This is a genomic window from Vibrio sp. B1-2 (assembly GCF_963888445.1).
Lineage (GTDB): Bacteria > Pseudomonadota > Gammaproteobacteria > Enterobacterales > Vibrionaceae > Vibrio > Vibrio anguillarum.
Genome location: NZ_CAWPJH010000042.1, coordinates 22,415 through 40,218 on the forward strand (window position 1 = coordinate 22,415; position 17,804 = coordinate 40,218).

14 protein-coding genes are annotated in these 17,804 nt (G+C 39.6%); 1 reads left to right on the plus strand and 13 read right to left on the minus strand.

The genetic code is table 11. The features are described 5' to 3' along the window. Positions 1-139: 139 nt before the first annotated feature. The gene (locus AACQ75_RS14885; RefSeq protein WP_170888943.1) at positions 140-655 is read right to left on the minus strand and encodes a ClbS/DfsB family four-helix bundle protein; all 516 of its coding nucleotides are present in this window, start codon (positions 653-655) and stop codon (positions 140-142) included. A gap of 1,228 nt (positions 656-1,883) precedes the next feature. Between AACQ75_RS14885 and AACQ75_RS14890 the strand changes: the two genes are divergently transcribed. After that, the gene (locus AACQ75_RS14890) at positions 1,884-3,155 is read left to right on the plus strand and encodes a hypothetical protein (protein ID WP_170888944.1); all 1,272 of its coding nucleotides are present in this window, start codon (positions 1,884-1,886) and stop codon (positions 3,153-3,155) included. A 611-nt stretch (positions 3,156-3,766) separates the two neighbouring features. Here the strand turns inward: AACQ75_RS14890 and AACQ75_RS14895 are convergent. The 12 genes from AACQ75_RS14895 to AACQ75_RS14950 all read right to left on the minus strand — a co-directional run bounded on the left by AACQ75_RS14895 (position 3,767) and on the right by AACQ75_RS14950 (position 17,743). Then, complete coding sequence (locus AACQ75_RS14895; protein WP_170888945.1) at positions 3,767-4,471, minus strand: hypothetical protein; 705 nt, start codon at positions 4,469-4,471, stop codon at positions 3,767-3,769. A gap of 1,122 nt (positions 4,472-5,593) precedes the next feature. After that, the gene (locus tag AACQ75_RS14900) at positions 5,594-6,241 is read right to left on the minus strand and encodes a hypothetical protein (protein WP_232472896.1); all 648 of its coding nucleotides are present in this window, start codon (positions 6,239-6,241) and stop codon (positions 5,594-5,596) included. Positions 6,242-6,377: 136 nt separating this feature from the next. Next, complete coding sequence (locus tag AACQ75_RS14905) at positions 6,378-7,199, minus strand: NAD-dependent epimerase/dehydratase family protein (RefSeq protein WP_170888946.1); 822 nt, start codon at positions 7,197-7,199, stop codon at positions 6,378-6,380. A 161-nt stretch (positions 7,200-7,360) separates the two neighbouring features. Further along, positions 7,361-7,708 (minus strand): DUF3024 domain-containing protein, encoded by a 348-nt coding sequence (locus AACQ75_RS14910; RefSeq protein WP_170888948.1) that lies wholly within the window; start codon positions 7,706-7,708, stop codon positions 7,361-7,363. 610 nt (positions 7,709-8,318) lie between these two features. Continuing rightward, positions 8,319-8,690 (minus strand): hypothetical protein, encoded by a 372-nt coding sequence (locus AACQ75_RS14915; protein WP_170888949.1) that lies wholly within the window; start codon positions 8,688-8,690, stop codon positions 8,319-8,321. Between the two features lie 596 nt (positions 8,691-9,286). Then, the gene (locus AACQ75_RS14920; RefSeq protein WP_170888950.1) at positions 9,287-9,880 is read right to left on the minus strand and encodes a hypothetical protein; all 594 of its coding nucleotides are present in this window, start codon (positions 9,878-9,880) and stop codon (positions 9,287-9,289) included. Between the two features lie 664 nt (positions 9,881-10,544). Then, positions 10,545-10,964, minus strand: coding sequence for a GNAT family N-acetyltransferase (locus AACQ75_RS14925; RefSeq protein ID WP_000455864.1), 420 nt, complete (start codon positions 10,962-10,964; stop codon positions 10,545-10,547). Between the two features lie 1,167 nt (positions 10,965-12,131). Further along, on the minus strand, positions 12,132-13,088 hold the full coding sequence (locus AACQ75_RS14930) for a hypothetical protein (protein WP_170888951.1): 957 nt from the start codon (positions 13,086-13,088) through the stop codon (positions 12,132-12,134). A gap of 150 nt (positions 13,089-13,238) precedes the next feature. Next, positions 13,239-14,060 (minus strand): hypothetical protein, encoded by an 822-nt coding sequence (locus tag AACQ75_RS14935; RefSeq protein ID WP_170888952.1) that lies wholly within the window; start codon positions 14,058-14,060, stop codon positions 13,239-13,241. 687 nt (positions 14,061-14,747) lie between these two features. Next, entirely contained in the window at positions 14,748-15,482 is a 735-nt protein-coding gene (locus AACQ75_RS14940; RefSeq protein WP_170888953.1) for a hypothetical protein, read from the minus strand. Between the two features lie 612 nt (positions 15,483-16,094). Further along, a complete protein-coding gene (locus tag AACQ75_RS14945) occupies positions 16,095-17,099 on the minus strand; it encodes an ATP-dependent nuclease (protein ID WP_249339363.1) in 1,005 nt (334 codons plus the stop codon). Next, entirely contained in the window at positions 17,084-17,743 is a 660-nt protein-coding gene (locus AACQ75_RS14950) for an AAA family ATPase (RefSeq protein WP_249339364.1), read from the minus strand. The genes AACQ75_RS14945 and AACQ75_RS14950 overlap by 16 nt, the downstream gene beginning before the upstream one ends. Positions 17,744-17,804 lie beyond the last annotated feature (61 nt).

Below are 17,804 nucleotides of genomic sequence, written 5' to 3' on the forward strand. Positions count from 1 at the left end.
TTGGCGTATAACGCCCGGCTAAGGGGTTGACAACGCACCACCGAACTTAAAAAACACACCGTAAACCCTGAACTTCAATTTTGTACTAAAGCCGCCACGCGTTGGCAATCCCTCTTGAGCCGTTTGTTATGTGAATTACCTACCGAAGCCTGTTGTTTTTGTTAAAGCGCCTAACTTTGGCTCGCATATTCTTCATTGGTGATGACGTGTTGAACTGGATCATTCGACCAAATGTCCATTGTTCATACCACGTCGTTTCATACAATTCTTCATTGCTTAAACTTGCGACTAACAAGATCAGCTTGTTTATTGTTGAGTCTAACTCCTTAAGTAAGTCCTCGTATTGCCAATCACGGTACTGATCGTGAAAACTGACCGCCAACAATCCAAGCTGATTCCACTTATAACCCGTGTCAGGAAAATCGACTGGCAAACCTTGTGACTTCAAACTGTGCCATTTCAAGACCAAGTTTCCCCAACCAACAAGATAAGCGACAGTGTCACAAACGCTAATTTGTGTTCCTTTTAAGTTACCTTCAATTTCACACTTACGTGCCATTGATGCAGGAACACTCAGATAATCGTCCATAAGTTTCGGGAATATAGAATTTATAGCTGTGAGCAACTCATCTTTTGATTCTGGAACTGAAGACATTATTTTCCCCCATTCACATAACGCCCAATTAAGTGGTGAACAACGCACTGGCCAAGCCGCTGCATTGCACCGTAAAACACTTTACCTGACGCATAGTAAAACTGCCACGCGTTGAGAATCCACTTGAATTGCTTGTTATGTGAATTTAGCTATGAATTCAAAGTAAACCACCGTAGAAATGAAGAGATTTGAATAAGTTACGTGAAAAACCAATCCTTACCAAAACCTAAATTTCACAGCGATCTTAGCCGAAGAAAGCCACTTACAGAATCAACAACAAAGAAAGCACCCTTTCAGCCACAACAAAACCTTTTGCTTCACCAGGCTTTCAGAGCTGAACTTCAGCAAGTGAATCAGTCAAAAAAGCATTTCAATTTAAGCGATTTGAAACTGACGAAACTCAACACAAACCAGATCCAAAACTTAATTGAGGCAACCCAAGAACCTTGAAAATGATCAATCTCAGATTGTTCAAGAATCCATTTCGACCAAGCCAACTTGCCGAAAACACGGAACGAATTCTCAATGAAATCGTAGCTTTGACCTTAAAAACTCATCAAACACATAACGCCCGGCTAAGGGGTTGACAACGCACTGCCGAACTTAAAAAACACACCGTAAACACTGAACTTCAATTTTGTACTAAAGCCGCCACGCGTTGACAATCCCTCTTGAGCCGTTTGTTAGGCCAACCGATTGACAACAATACTTTCAAAACCAAAGAACAGGGCTTTTTTACAAACTTAAAACAAACTAACCGATTCATTTATAAACCAAAACCCTAATTCAGCAAAGAAACCAAAAAACTAAAACTGAGCGGTTTTGAAGAAAAGTGACGAGCGTAGCATGCTCGGCGGACGTTTGGATGTTGAAGGTTATTTTGCCGCTAAATTCACAACGATAAGTAACCCAACGCGATCAAGAAACAGCAAATATGTGATGATTATTTATTGCTTAAGTTTAGGCACAAAACATGGAATTTACCGTTCAATTCAAACTCGATTTAGCTGATAAAAACTCACTTTGCCTAACGCCCTAATAACTGGCGCGTAGGTTGGTGTTGTTTTTGCCATGTTTTTCTTTTGCAAAAACAATGACAACCGTTATGCGTCCAGTTGATTAGCTTGTTAGCACAGTGCTATTGCAAAGTGTCGAAAAGTGCTTATTCCTCTAGAAAAGCAAACGTGTTAATGTTAATAGAGAAGAACAAACTATTCAGTGGCGTATTATGAATTATCAAGAAATACCTTTCGAGATTCTTAAAAAAAATAAATCACCAAAGATATGGGATGATTATATTTTAGAAACATACAAGCTTACCAATAGATTTTCAGAAATTAAGGAAGGACACAAACTCCTTAATGAATTAAATTTAGCTCATGCGTATAAAGAAATAGCGAAAACTCTTTACGCATCTAGTATTGAACCTAACTTAATTCCCCAATTTCATGAGTATTCAACTGTAATTGGAGCTGCTGGTGAAGCATTAATAGAGTTACTCATTCCTGACAATGAACTGCCTGTTAACAATAACGGGTTTGATGTTGATTTCAAAGGAAATTATATTGAAATTAAGAGCACTTTAGTAGAAAAAGTTTCAATGTCTCCATCTCAGTATAATACATCGGATTACTTGGTAATAATTAAGTTTCACAAAGGAAGCGGGAAGTTTAACTGTGCTTGGTTAGCACCAATGTTAATAGTTAAAGCATATAAAAATAAACGATCCCCTGATAGTGACCAACTTGCTACTGTTAATACCGAAAGAAGTACATGGGTCCGAGGGTTAAAAATCACACTCCCTAGGATTCGTCGATTTTTTATTGAACAAGATGAGATTTTGTCAACATTCAAACCTTGTGATAAATGTTATAAAGCGATAGTTCAACCTGATAATTCAATAAATTTTAGAGCGATGGCCGATCCGTGTGGAACCTGCGCTTGGGAAGAAAGATACATCTACTTTACGAAGAGTACCCCTTACTCAGAACTGAAGGAAAATATATTTATCAATAAAAGACAACAAATCCGAAAAAAAACACAGGAACCTCATGTTAGACCTAACTTCACATTATCTGAGCTAAAGAGCAAAACTTTTATTGAACGATCGTGCTCAATCAGAGCGATTATCAAAAACGATCGAGTTGGATTGTATTTTGGCAGATATTCGTTACCTAAAACTACAGGGTGTGTCAAAGGAACAGAAGTTTATCGGTTTAATGAACTATATGACTATATGTTTGAATTTTTAAATGTCGATGAACAAATTAATGAATTCTCCATAATGTATAAAAGCAATGGAAAAATTGATTGCTTAGTTCGAACTGGTTTGGCGCCAGTAAAACCAGGATTTATTAAAAAGTCCTTTTTACCAGAAGATTTACCAAAACCATTGCGAGATGCCTTAACTCTAACACAAAGAGTTTTATATACTCTGACTAATGGCACTCAAGAAGAAAGTAATAAACTATATAACAAACTGATGGCTATTCAACTGTAGCTGAAGGCACTTGCTAACGCCAAATTAAGCTGCTACCAACGCACAATGTTACTTTCAGTAATGCACCGTAAACACAAAACTCATTGGAACTAATAAAGCCACGCGTTGGTAGTCAGGCTTGAATTTTTTGTTAGGTATTACTATTTCGCATTTTCTTGCTTGGCAAAGAATCACTAGATTAACGCATTGTGATAAATACAACCCAAGCCTTTTACTCATTTTCACAGCCAAATGTGATGAACTTAAAACAAGTAACTTATTCATTCAATTGAGAAAACCAAAGCGCTTTTGAGCCAGTGAAACATTCAACCAACCTGCTTCATTTTTCAATGAAGCAACCCACGAATTTTGACATGAGAAACCGCTGAAGAAACTCGATGATTTGGGCAGACGAAGCTGATTTGCTGACATCCGTAAACGAATGGCTAGAGAAATCCCCAAATCTTTTCCCCAATAATTACGCTTTTCTCTTCGTAAACCTAACGCCCAATTAAGGGGTGAACAACGCCCCCACCCAAACCTAAAGCATTGTGCCATAAACACTAAAACTGAAGTAGAAGCAAAAGTGCCAAGCGTTGAGAATCCCTCTTAAATTGCTTGTTATGTAAATTCTAAAGTTGAATGATTGCCGTTCCAACACCCGTACTTCTAGCATTAGTAAATAGTTGATTATGGTCACCTATATACAAGTTTGCTACTGCGTCATATGTGGATTTGCTCTCAATCGTCAGTGGCTCTAGGACTACTGTATACTCATAACTATTGCGCCCAGAAATGACTTCATATTCCTCACCATTGGTTATCAATTGCGAAATAAGGAAGTTATTTGAGTTCAGTCTAATTTTACCTTTGAACTGCGGGTCTGAGTGATAATAGATTTTGACCGATAACTTACGTTCCAGCTTGGCATTTAGCAACTCGATTGACTTAACAATACGCTCTTGTTGAGCTTTTATAAGGGCGAGCTTCTCTGATTGTTTAGTTATTAAACTTTGGTTTCGATTCTCGCTGGCGGCAGCTCGTATGCCAACTTCATTCTCGAACTCTTCTAACTGAGAGCTCAATACGTATTCTTGAGCTTTAAGCTTAAGTAGGACTTCGGCGTTAACAACATGATTTGAGTTAAAGGATTTCTCTGTGGTTACAACGTATTGTCCCAGCCTCAAATCTTCACTGAGATGTCCTTGTTCTTTTATTTGGGCTATTACAGTTGGTGTAATAAGTGAGCCAATGATGGCATCCTTAAAAAACGCAGCAATGCCCAAAGCTGCTGATATGACTAAGCCAACTATTACTTCTTTCGAAATCTCTTTCATTTTCCACCATTTACATAACGCTGCGTTAAGGGGTGCAGGCCCGCAATACAATGTTTCTGCATTACACCTTAATCACGAAACTTAACGCAAACCAAAAAAGCCACGCGGGCCAAATCCCACTTTAATGCCTTGTTATGATTACGGTTTAAGAAAACTTCCATGACAAAGAACCGCCGATTTTACGGCATTGCTCAAAACCATTACCAAGTCTTTAAGCTAACTTGACCGACAAATGCGATCAACTTAAAGCTCGTGATTTTGCTAATCCTAAGCCATCTAATCAAAGCGCCTTTGAACCAGTAAAACCTTCAAACGATATTTCCACAGTCCTGTAATGAAGCAACCCACGAACTTAGTTCGCGCGATGCCAGAGATAACAAAGAATTTTGGATAGTTGAACTCAAATTGCTGAAAATCGATAAAGCTAAAAAGCAGGAGAAATCCCCAATCTTTTCCTCAAGATAGCCGTTTTGCTTTTGTAAACATAACGCCCGGCTAAGGGGTTGACAACGCACCGCCGAACTTAAAAAACACACTTAAACACTGAACTGCAATTTTGCACTAAAGTCGCCACGCGTTGGCAATCCCTCTTGAGCCGTTTGTTATGCAAATTCAATGACATAAACTGACTTTACACGACCAAAAGCCACAATTGCAATGGTTGAGTGATTCAAGAACCAACCCAAGCCAGAGCCATGATAAATAAGCTGCCAAAACAAAGTTCACCTTTCAGCAACAAACCAAGCTTTTGAATCAGACAAACTCAACAAGCAAGGCTTTCAGCAAGTACAAAATGCTCGATAAACTTGCCCTTTCCACACTTTACGCCCACAAAATTCGCAACGCGCCAACGTTAAAACTGATTGAGGCAAACAAAGAACCTTGTCTGTTTTACGGCTTGAGTGAACCACGAATTTTAAGGTCAAAAAGCTCATTTGCCGACAATACCAAACGAATGGCCGGAGAAATCCCAAAAGATTGAGCCCTAAATTTACCTGAGTTGCATAACGCCCGGCTAAGGGGTTGACAACGCACCGCCGAACTCAAAAAACACACTTAAACACTGAACTTCAATTTTGCACTAAAGCCGCCACGCGTTGGCAATCCCTCTTGAGCCGTTTGTTAGGCATGATTTCCAATATGTGCATAATATTCATCATGGCACTTATCTCGCTCAAGAATTGCGTCACGTACATGTTCAGGGTACTTGCTTAATGCATTACAATAGACGCTGATTTCATAGTCTTTACGACTTAGTGCACCTTTTTCAATTGTTGAATTTATTTCTTCGCCTGATAAACAAGTAGCATTCGCGACAGCTTCTCTTGCATTGCTATATTGGAGTTCCCCTTTACTAACGAGCTTAGTAAGGGGATCTAAGGTTAAACTTAAACTTGGAAGCTCATGCCACTGCAATACATCGAACCTACCGTCCCCAGCTTTGATAAAACGAATGACATCGGTTTGAAACATGTATAGCTCGTCACCGTAGTTACTTGGATGAGCATAGCCAAGAGTGCTACTACGCCACTCACTATATTCTTCTTTCTTTTCTGAGGGGCTGAAAGCTTGTACGCGCTCAATATTTACACAAAGGTCAAGATCTCCTACTTTTGACTCACTGCGCGCTAGACTTCCCAATAAAACCACATCTGAAACACGATAATATTTTGAGTAGTTAGCATTCCAATATTCAACTCTATCAAGAAATTGTTGGAGCTTATTTAGAGCTGTCGAAAATGACAATTTAGTTTTATATTTCTTTGGCAAAATCTTCCTCCTCATGCCTAACGCCCAATTAAGGGGTGAGCAACGCTACCACCCAACCTAACGCATGTACCGTAACCACTAAAATTGAAGTAGAAGCAAAAATGCCAAGCGTTGGGAATCCCTCTTAAATTGTTTGTTATGTGTAATTTTCTATGTACTTCTTTAATGACTCTATCGATTCAAACAAAGGACTAATTGGAAGGTTAAGATTTAGCTTTTCAATTTCGACTGCCGAAGGTCCATAGCATTTCTCAAAGTCACTCCAACTGCTCTTGCGAACCCGCTTTACGACTTGAAAGTCTAGTAGCAACTGAGAAAGCGCTTCGGGACTATACCCCTCAGTCTCAGCAATAAAATGTTGTGTAGCCGGACGTTTACCTTGAACCAGTGCCAAATAAAATCGAGCGATGTCATTAACATGGATATATTGATTGTAACCTTGAGATGGTATCGCTACTTGGAGAGTTTGGTCAGATAAGGAGTCTACAATTCGCTTTAGCTGACAGCTTTTACCACCATAAACCAAACTAGGACAGTAAACGACATGCCACTTCTTTTTGATAGCGCAACCTATTGTAACTGTGTCCGGTTCCACCGCGGCTAGAGGCTTAAGCCTAAATTCTTTGAGGTCATTGTTAGACGCATTGCCAAATAGCCAAACGCCCGATGTGTGGATTTTTGTCGCACCTTCAGCCGCTAGTCTATCCAACTGCGTTAACAGCTTGGACTCTATATCAGCTATTTCATCCGGCGAAAATTCTGACCAATGTGGGCGAGCACAATTTATAACGATATCAAAGTAACCAGAGAAATCTGATGGCACCTTGGTAAGCTTCCGAGCAGGAGGTAAGACACCACTAAACCTGCTGTAAGTTGAAACCTCAAAGCCACTTTCGACAAACATCTTAGTCACGTGGCTACCAATATACCCATTGGATCCTGATATAAGTACTTTCATTCTTTCCCTGAACTCTCGATTACACATAACGCCCGCTTAAGGGGCAGACAACGCTACTACCAACTTACCGCATAACACCGTAACCACAAAAGCCAACGCATAGTAAAAATGCCACGCGTTGGCTGTCCCTCTTGAAGCGTTTGTTATGTACGTGGTTGGTTCTATCCCCAGAAACACCCATAAGTATCGTCTTCTAGTATTTCCAAGAAAGCTTCTAGAAGTTGAATCTCTGGGATTGGCTCATACGAATGCCATTTTTGGTCGGATTTCATCCAGTAAATTTTCCACGCGTCACGCGACTTATAATATTTGACTTTGGCTACTGGGCACTCCATTTCTTCGGATGGATCATTCCACTTAGGACGTATCTCGAAGATTTCGATGACCTGCCCCTCTAACCGATACCCAATATCAAGTTGATTGCGGATCTCTTCTGGCGGTCGACAAGAATCAAGGTACTTCTCCACTGCCTTTCTGTAACACTGTTGCTCAATTTCTGAAAATGCCATATCTACCACCTAACCCTTTAATTAAGCTAAGTTTACGACCTAATTTCATACGTTGGCTAGGTTAATTTTCGAGAAAGTACATAACGCCCGGCTAAGGGGTTGACAACGCACCACCGAACTCAAAAAACACACCGTAAACACTGAACTTCAATTTTGTACTAAAGCCACCACGCGTTGACAATCCCTCTTGAGCCGTTTGTTAGGCTAACCAATTGACACCAACACTTTTAAAACCAAAGAACAGGGCTTTTTTACAAACTTAAAACCAACTAACCGATTCATTTATAAACCAAAACCCTAAATCAGCAAAGAAACAAAAAACTAAAATTGAGCGATTTGGAAGAAAAGTGATGAGCGTAGCATGCTCGGCGGACGTTTGGATGCTGAAGGTTATTTTGCCGCTAAACTCACAACGATAAACAACCCAACGCGATCAATAAACAACAAATATGTGATGACTATTTATTGCTTAACTTAAGCCAGAAAACATGGAATTTACCGTTCAATTCCAACTCGATTTAGCTGATAAAAACTCACTTTGCCTAACGCCGCCTTAAGCGGTAAGTAATTGTTGGCTACAATGTGAAGCGAAGCGGAACCGAGCCAACTGTTACGAATCCGACTTTAAGGCCTTGTTAGCACTCAATTGCTTATACCAATTCACAGCCAAATTACCCATTACAACTAAAAAGCCAACACTTAAATAACCTAAAAACAGTACAAAAGTAGTTGGAGTTATTTTTAAATCAAACCCAGCTGCTACAAGTAATAATATATTTGCAACAATACTAGAAACAAAAATCATTGTGCTTACTGAATTTACATTTTTAAGACGCTCAGCGGAAGCTTGGAGTGAAACCAAGGCAACAACAAACCAGTGATAATTTGTATAAACTTCTTCCTTTGCAATAAAGCTATAAATCATAGTAAAAATGAAACCGAGCATTGGTAACAAGGCAACCGAATTTAAAAATTTACTCATAACTCCCTCTTGAGTGCTAACGCCCGGCTAAGGGGTTGACAACGCGCCGCCGCACCCAAAAAACACACTGTAAACACTGAATTTCAATTTTGCACTAAAGTCGCCACGCGTTGGCAATCCCTCTTGAGCCGTTTGTTAGGCCAACAGATTGACAACGACACTTTCAAAACCAAAGAACAGGGATTTTTACAAACTTAAAACAAACTAACCGATTTATTTATAAATCAAAATGCTAAATCAGCAAAGAAACAAAAAAACTCAAATTGAGCGATTTGGAAGAAAAGTGACGAGCGTAGCATGCTCGGCGGACGTTTGGATGCTGAAGGTTATTTTGCCGCTGAATTTACAACGATAAACAACCCAACACGATCAAGAAACAACAAATATGTGATGATTATTTATTGCTTAAGTTAAGCCACAAAACATGGAGTTTACCGTTCAATTCCAACTCGATTTAGCTGATAAAAACTCACTTTGCCTAACGCCCGCTTAAGTGGTGAGCAACGCAATACAGATGCTTCCGCACACCACCTAAATCACTAAACTTAACGCATGGTAAACATTCCACGCGTTGCGAATCCGTCTTAAAGCGTTTGTTAGTTGAAAATGTGTAGTAAAGAGCCTTCCCACATCCCGAAGCCAGCATAAGTAAAAACAAGTAAACCAGTAATCAAAGGAAAGAAATAATCCGTAACCACTGTTGTCAAAAGAATAAGGCGCAATACACCAACAACCTGATATTTGAAGATGCTCCTCCGGAGAACCTGCACGGTTTTATTTTTAACAAATTGGTCTCCATACTGATCGTCTAAATGCTCTTCTTGATAATTCAAAACCCAATTATTTCGCTTCATTGAGTAGTAATCACTTTGGCTTACCAAAAACCTACCACTCGCATTTGAACTTGCTAGCTCACGTAAATATACATTTGAGTATCGTTCCACCTCCCTGCGCCAAATCCCGACAAACGTCTTGAGTTCATGTTCGATGAAATAAACCATAAAACGATAGAAGAAATACCCCCACATACCCCATAAGAACATGTAAGTTATTTCTGGCTTCTTAAACCCACTGAAACTAATTCCAACAATGCTGAGTTGTGATATCTGAACTTGTGCCATAAAACAAAAAAGTAGCACTCCACTTATTGTGTACAAGTTTCTTCTTTGGCGGATAAAACCGTCGTTCATTCTCATTCCTTTTCAACTAACGCCCGGCTAAGGGGTTGACAACGCACCACCGAACTTAAAAAACGCACTGTAAACACTCAACTTCAGTTTTGAACTAAAGCCGCCACGCGTTGGCAATCCCTCTTGAGCCGTTTGTTATGCAAATTCAATAAGATAAACTTAACTTACACGACCAAAAGCCACAATTGCAATAGTTGAGTGATTCAAGAATCAACCCAAGCAAGAGCCGTGATAAATGAGCTACCAAAACAAAGTCCACCTTTCAGCAACAAACCAAGCTTTTATGTTAGGAAAACTCAACGAGCGAAAACTTCAGCAAGTACAAAATGCTCGATAACATTGTCCTTTCCACACTTTGCGCCCGCTGAATTGGCAGCAAGCCAACGCTAAAAATGATTGAGGCAAACCAAGAATCTTGTCTGTTTTACGGTTTGAGTTAACCACGAATCTGAGGGTGAAAAAGTTCATTTGCCGACAACACAAAACGAATAGCCGGAGAAATCCCAAAAGGTTGAGCCCCTAAATTAACCTGAGTTGCATAACGCCCGCTTAAGTGGTGAGCAACGCAATGCCGATGCTTCCGCACACCACCTTAATCACTAAAATCAACGCATGGCAAAAATCCCACGCGTTGCGAATCCGTCTTAAAGCGTTTGTTAGCTGTTTATTCTTCCACGAGTGTTTTAGTCAAAAATGAAAGCGACGAATCCATTGGATAGTTGTCCAGTACCATTTGACACTTGTAGCCTTGCTTTTCGTAGAAAGGCTTCGCTTGAAAGCTAAGAGTATCGACAAGGGCGGACTTACAACCTTTAGATACGGCATACCCCTCTAACAATTTGATCAACTCACTACCCACTTGCTTACCACGTACTGAATCATCAACCCAAAGGAATTTAATAAGCAACCAATTACCCCAAAGGTCAGCAATAATACCACCAACTTTCTTCTCGTCTCTCAGCGCATAATAGCCAACCTGAGACTTCGAAATGCCTTCCAAGAATGGCGTATTATGTTTGATTAAACCACCACGAACTTCATTGATATCGCTATCTGACGGTTCAATATCTAGTTTATATTCCATGTACATCCTTGCTTGATTTGACTAAAAACAGCTAACGCCCGGCTAAGGGGTTGACAACGCACCGCCGAACTCAAAAAACACACTTAAACACTGAACTTCAATTTTGCGCTAAAGCCGCCACGCGTTGGCAATCCCTCTTGAGCCGTTTGTTAGGCCAACCGATTGACAATGATACTTTCAAAAACAAAGAACAGGCTTTTTTGCAAACTTAAAACTAACTAACCGATTCATTTATAAACCAAAATGCTGAATCAGCAAAGAAACCAAAAAAACTCAAATTGAGCGATTTGGAAGAAAAGTGACGAGCGTAGCATGCTCGGCGGACGTTTGGATGCTGAAGGTTATTTTGCCGATGAATTCACAGCGATAAACAACCCAACGCGATCAAGAAACAGCAAATATGTGATGACGATTTATTGCTTAAGTTAAGCCACAAAACATAGAATTCACTGCTCAATTTCAACTCGATTTAGCTGATAAAAACTCACCTTGCCTAACGCCGCGTTAAGTGGTGAGCAACGCGACCACAATCCTAAACCATTGCACCTTAAACACAAAACTCAACCTAGAATCGAAACTCCCAAGCGTTGGGAATCCGTCTTAAACGCCTAGTTAGCTGCTGCACTTTCGCTAGCAAATTACGCCAAAATGCCTAATCTGAAACACATTATTGCTTTCAAACGGCAAAGTAAAACGGACAGCTGTGAAATTAAAACCTAATCCACGAAATGCGCTTGGCAAAGAAGAAATGACCGAGAAAATCACCATTCCTAAGCATGGTAATTTGCAAAGAATTCTATCGAAAAAACCAACGACAGAGCACACGAAATGAATTTAAGCATTCATGAATTTCAACAACAAAGAAGCTGCGCCAATGAACTTAACAAACACAACACTTCCCGTAAGCAGACTTCGTTAAGTTCAAACACTTCCCGAAAAGTGCCACTGGCGAGATAGTTGAAAAGCTGAGATTTGTCTGGTGTGTAGCTAGAAAACCGAAAGCCTTTCCACCCTAAATTCACCGTTTTTCTTAACCCCAGCTAACGCCCGGTTAAGGGGCTGACAACGCAAAACACTGAACCTAAAATAACAACCGTAATCACACATGTTGATTTGAACAAAAATCGCCACGCGTTGGCAGTCCCTCTTGAACCGTTTGTTATATGGCTACCCAAAAGACAATATTTTAGTTAACCAGTTGGTTAACTTATAAATAACTTCTACGGTTGCATCAAACTTGTCGACCGCTGTCATAAACGTTGCGATGACAAGTAAAAAAGTTAACAACAACATCCTATTCTGGATACTAACTTGTGTCTTTTGAATCTCTTTTTGATGCTCTTCGTTTCGTATATTTTCTTTGGTCTGAGTAAAGTAATGAATGCCTTTACCTTTCATTTTGTACAGAGGGTTAGACTCATTAGCATGGCTGACTCTGATAATTTCTCCATCCTCTACACATGCTTCCAAGATCCAATCAAGCGATTGTGAAAATTTCCTGTGAAGCTCATAGTCGAATATGCTTTTTTGACCCAAAATCAGCTCAACTAAATCACTTTTAGTAAACGTCCCTTGGGTTAAAAATTTATCACTAGACATTAAGCTCTCGTATATTTCGTACTTAGAGCGCAAGGGTGTACGCAGTCTTTTGGAAATGCGCCAAGAACGAAACTTTTGACGAGCCTTTGAAAAGAAAATGCCCAAGTACACTAGGCGCCATTTGCGCCATAATACCATTTGCACAAGCTTAGCTGGTGTACAGTGAGTATTTTCGTCTCTCCAAAAGCCTAAGTAATATGTAACGTCAATACGCGCATGCTTTAGTGCAGCTTCTGATACATAACATTCAGTTTTCTGGTTGTCTTCTAAGAACCTGTAGCCCTTAATCAATTTGTTAGCTTGCAGTCCATTTTTTAGAGGGATAAATCTATATAGTAATCTCTGGCTCCCCACTCTTTCGTTGGACATTGAATTTAACTGTTCTGCCGCACCTTTAGGAAAATATACATTGGTCTCATAAAAATCATTGTTTTTTGCAGCTTCGCTAGAAAGCGAGAACAGGCTTGGACAAGAATTTTTGGCAAAATAAGCCAAAGCCCAAAACTTTATTCGTTCAGTTATCAAAAAGACTCCTAACTCTGATTGCCATATAACGCCCAATTAAGGTGCGACAACGCTATAACACCCAAGCTAAACCATTACACCGTAAACACAAATTTCAAATCGGAGTGAAATCGGCAAGCGTTGGGAGTCACTCTTAAATTGTTTGTTAGGCTATTTCTCACCGATGACACCAATACAAAACCTAACTTGAGTATTCACTTCATGAAAGAAGCCATCTTGAGACAAATATTCGGATAGTTCTTCCAGCTTTTTTGTCAACTCAGGTATATTATCTTTTGCCATTCGAACCCAATCAACAGGTTGCTGATTAAATGAGTTGATATTTAAGACACCTTCAACAGGAAGTCCAATTTTAGGGAAATTATAACCGTTTAATATTTTCATTGAACAAAAAAGAGAGCATTCTACCAAGCTTTGATTTTCATCTGACACACCAATTTTTTGTCTTAATAGTGACTGTAGATTCGGCGTTAGAAAAGACACTTCACGATAGGCTCCACTAATATCGCCTTCATATTCTTCAGACATTCCATCATTGTAAGAAAAGGATTTAGCATATGCGGATAGTAGCAAATCAATTACAAATAAAGCTTCATCATCTAAAAATATTTGATGTTTTGCTATTAAGGATTGGAGTTCATTGTATAACGAAGGTGATATATGCTTATCTAAACCGTATCCGGGGTCATAGTCCTCAAACCAATCCTCTTTAAGCTCATAGATTTTAGTTAAAATTTCTGTAAACGCTTCCCTTTGATGATCAAAGAATAGAGACGTTCTCAGTTGATTTATTTGATTATCATGTTGAATTTCGATGATTTTCTTGCTCAATTCATTTTTATGGTCTGCAAGTTTCTCTGAATATTCAAAAGAAATTGACTGCTTTAGACGTTCGGAAATCCAATTTCGAAAAAGCCAAACTATAGCTCCTCCGCCAGTAGCACCAAATACAAAGTTTATTAATTCTTCCAACTCTAACTCCTAATAGCCTAACGCCGCATTAAGTGGTGAGCGACGCTAAACACCAATGTCTCGACAAACCACTTAAATCACAAAAACTGAATTTACACAAAAAACACCAAGCGTTGCGAATCCGTCTTAAATGCTTTGTTATGTAAATTCAACCACATAAACCAAAGTTACCACGAAAAACCAAGCCTGTACTACTGAAGAAATAGACAAAAAAAAGAACCCAACCGTGTTCACGAATTTGCGAAGTCAGCAATGTTACAAACCAAGCCGCAACAAACGCTGAATACTGATTATCAGCGCCTAAAAATGCTTTTAAGCCAGGGGAAATTCAACGAAAGAAACCATCAGAAAGCACTGATTCTCGTTTGCCTTGCACTTTCCACACTTTACACCTGAAAAACTAACCTCGCACCGACTTTACAGCTGAATGAGGCAACTCACGAATCTTGGCATGTTTTACGGCTAAATTAGCAAAGAATCGAGACAGAAAGAGCAGATTTTGCCGACGATACGGAACGATGGCTTAAGAGATCGCAAAAACAGAATACTGCCAATTTTACCCGCTTTACATAACGCCCAATTAAGGTGTGAAGCACGCACCCACGATACTCAATTTAACCGCCGTAAACACTGAACTTAACTCAAGCCAAAAATGCCAAGCGTGCTGAATCACTCTTAAATTGTTTGTTAAGCCTGGGTAGCTAACAAGTCAACACAGTCGAGTTTTTGAGAAAATTCTTCACACTTTGCTCTCCAAGAAGAATTGAACTCGTCAAAATTACTGTCCGAGCCGCAGTCCCAGGTATTTAGTGTCTCTACAATTGCCCATGCTGAAGGTTCTGTGCTCAGCACTTCATCATATAAATAAAATGCAACTATACGATTTAATTCACGATTTGTAGAGCTAGCTTCAAGTAACTCCATATTAGACGATAACCAATCAGTAAACTCTTTACTGGTTTTAAAAGTCTGAGTCGCCTTAGCTCTCAGGTTTTGCACATAATCATCTATTGAGCCTGCAAAACTAGGGGTTGCTTTCCCTAACGTGAACTCTGTCCAATGTTCAGCCATATAAGACAACACAGCAAGAGAGGCTGCCTCACAGAAGCTTTCTTCTAGCCATTTAAATTTATGATTTCTTTGTTGACTGTGATTAGAGTACAAATGACAGATTTCGTGGGCTAATTGGTAAGCAACTTGAGCCCAATACACACCAGAATCACACGATAGGGTGATAACAAAGTCTCCATCAACTTTGTCGTAATGAGCTAAAGGATAGCCCTGTAGAGGATTATTATAGGTACGGATATCGCAGTCCAATTCATGACCAACAAAATTAGCAAATATCTTGTATGTAAATGTTGCTATTTCCTGTACTGGAGCCAACGATTCAACACCCCAATCACCAATTATTTTTATCATTGTAACTCCAACTTTATAGGAAGAGGCTTAACGCCCGGCTAAGGGGTTGACAACGCATTGCCGAACTCAAAAAACACACTGTAAACACTGAATTTCAATTTTGTACTAAAGCCACCACGCGTTGGCAATCCCTCTTGAGCCGTTTGTTAGGCCAACCAATTGACACCGACACTTTCACAACAAAAGAATGAGCTTTTTTGTAGACTTGAAACAAACTAACCGATTCATTTATAAACCAAAATGCTGAATCAGCAAAGAAACAAAAAACTCAAATTGAGCGATTTGGAAGAAAAGTGACGAGCGTAGCATGCTCGGCGGACGTTTGGATGCTGAAGGTTATTCAGCCGCTAAATTCACAACAAAAAGCAACCCAACGCGATCAAGAAACAACAAATATGTGATGACGATTTATTGCTTAAGTTAAACCACAAAACATGGAATTTACCGTTCAATTTCAACTCGATTTAGCTGATAAAAACTCACCTTGCCTAACGCCCTGTTAAGGTGTGAGCAACGCAATGCCGATGCCACCGCAAACCACCTTAAACACTAAACGCAACGCATAGTAAAAATGCCACGCGTTGCGAATCACTCTTAAACAGTTTGTTAAGCCTATATTTTCGCTTCTAGTTCAACGACTTGAGTATACAGACCAGTATGACAACCAGATTCGATATCCATTAAGGAAGAGCGCAGCCTGTCATATCTTGGGTTACTTTCAAAATCTGAGGCTGTAATGTGCTTGAACAAATTATATGGCTTATCTTTTTGTGGTGACTCATCTAAATAGTCACCCTCAAAGTCTGGTACATGAACTAGCGTTTGAACCCTACCATTAGTAGCGTCAGCAGCAAGTCTAATTTTTTCATTAATAGTCCACATAGCATTTTTCTTACCATTGCTGTTAAGCTTGGTATCCAAATCGTGTATAGCCACTGCGTTTGCGCCGAATTGGTCGAATATTTTGATAAACGTAGGGATGTTTGCTTTACCTCGACAGTTTATTACACAGTGTGTCATAACCAGATTATGTCGTTTTATCTGGTCTTGATACGCTAAATATTCTGTGTCTCCCTCCACTAGTAAAGCAGTATCATAGAAGAAGAACTCGTTGACTGTTGGGCAACAACGATTCAAAAACTTTAAGTTGTCTTTTTCATCTGGTGAAAATGCTGATTTATCCGTCTGGTAGTACAAAACATCATTAACTAGGTTTGAAACCTTGATGAGAGTCGTATGATCTTTCGTTAAATCAATAAAAACTGGAGAGTGCGTTGTACATATTACCTGCCATCCATCTAACTCTGCTAACGCATAAATTGCCTCACATGCCGATCGAATAACTGCAGGATGCATGTTGATTTCTGGTTCATCAATCAACAACACTTTAGGTTTGTCGGCAGCGATAGCTGTACGACCTTTTTTCAGTAGTCCTTGAGAGCTGAGTGTTTTTATTGCAGCCCACAAAAATGAACGCTGGACACCTGAACCTTGATTTGCAAGCGGCGCTGAGCTTCCATTATTTTCGAAGATGAACCGACTACCCTCTTTGATTGCTTTTTCTGGATCGAATTTACCAACCCCCGCTTCAAAGGTAACATTCATGCCTTTAAACATCTTATCAACTTCAGTTTGGATGCTAGTGCTAATTGACGAAATTTCACACTAGACAGCTCTGTTTCGACTTCTTTGGCAAGTGCATCAATTTCAGCCATGATCTTGGCTACTTTAGATTTATCTTGCTTTATCTTAGCTGCGGCATTTTTGGAGATTAATTCTTTTACCACCTGCTCGAGAGCTTCGGTATTATCAGTAGGGTTGATTCGTATAGGCATTGGGAGACGGCTACTAAGGATTGTATTCCAACCACCACCGCCACCAGGTTTAAACGCATTAGTTTTATTACTAAAGCTGAACTTCTTTGCTTTTTCATCAGCTTTAGACCAAACAAATTTAAACTTTGCACAATCACCAAATTCTGGGTCAGCAGTAATTAGCCATTCTTGACCAATACTATCCAGATCATCAGAAGATATATCAGTAAAGACACCTGTGATAGAAATCGGCAACGAGTCGCTTTGATTATGGAAGTAATCAAGTGAAAGTGGAGCCCCTACAGAGAAGTAGGCTTCATAAGCATCTAACACTGTTGATTTTCGGCAGTTATTTGGACCGATTAAGATAACCACATTATCTATTAGTACTTTAACTTCCGACTTGATACCTTTGAAGTTTTCGATTAACAATGCTGATAATTTCATTTTTATCCTTATTATTCCTAGCCAGCTTGATGCTGCTTATATAGGCTTAACGCCCTGTTAA

Coding starts and splice junctions, on each gene's coding strand:
- AACQ75_RS14885 (WP_170888943.1), bottom strand. CDS start 655: ATGTCTTCAGTTCCAGAATCAAAAGATGAGTTGCTCACAGCTATAAAT.
- AACQ75_RS14890 (WP_170888944.1), top strand. CDS start 1,884: ATGAATTATCAAGAAATACCTTTCGAGATTCTTAAAAAAAATAAATCA.
- AACQ75_RS14895 (WP_170888945.1), bottom strand. CDS start 4,471: ATGAAAGAGATTTCGAAAGAAGTAATAGTTGGCTTAGTCATATCAGCA.
- AACQ75_RS14905 (WP_170888946.1), bottom strand. CDS start 7,199: ATGAAAGTACTTATATCAGGATCCAATGGGTATATTGGTAGCCACGTG.
- AACQ75_RS14910 (WP_170888948.1), bottom strand. CDS start 7,708: ATGGCATTTTCAGAAATTGAGCAACAGTGTTACAGAAAGGCAGTGGAG.
- AACQ75_RS14915 (WP_170888949.1), bottom strand. CDS start 8,690: ATGAGTAAATTTTTAAATTCGGTTGCCTTGTTACCAATGCTCGGTTTC.
- AACQ75_RS14920 (WP_170888950.1), bottom strand. CDS start 9,880: ATGAACGACGGTTTTATCCGCCAAAGAAGAAACTTGTACACAATAAGT.
- AACQ75_RS14925 (WP_000455864.1), bottom strand. CDS start 10,964: ATGGAATATAAACTAGATATTGAACCGTCAGATAGCGATATCAATGAA.
- AACQ75_RS14940 (WP_170888953.1), bottom strand. CDS start 15,482: ATGATAAAAATAATTGGTGATTGGGGTGTTGAATCGTTGGCTCCAGTA.
- AACQ75_RS14945 (WP_249339363.1), bottom strand. CDS start 17,099: ATGTTTAAAGGCATGAATGTTACCTTTGAAGCGGGGGTTGGTAAATTC.
- AACQ75_RS14950 (WP_249339364.1), bottom strand. CDS start 17,743: ATGAAATTATCAGCATTGTTAATCGAAAACTTCAAAGGTATCAAGTCG.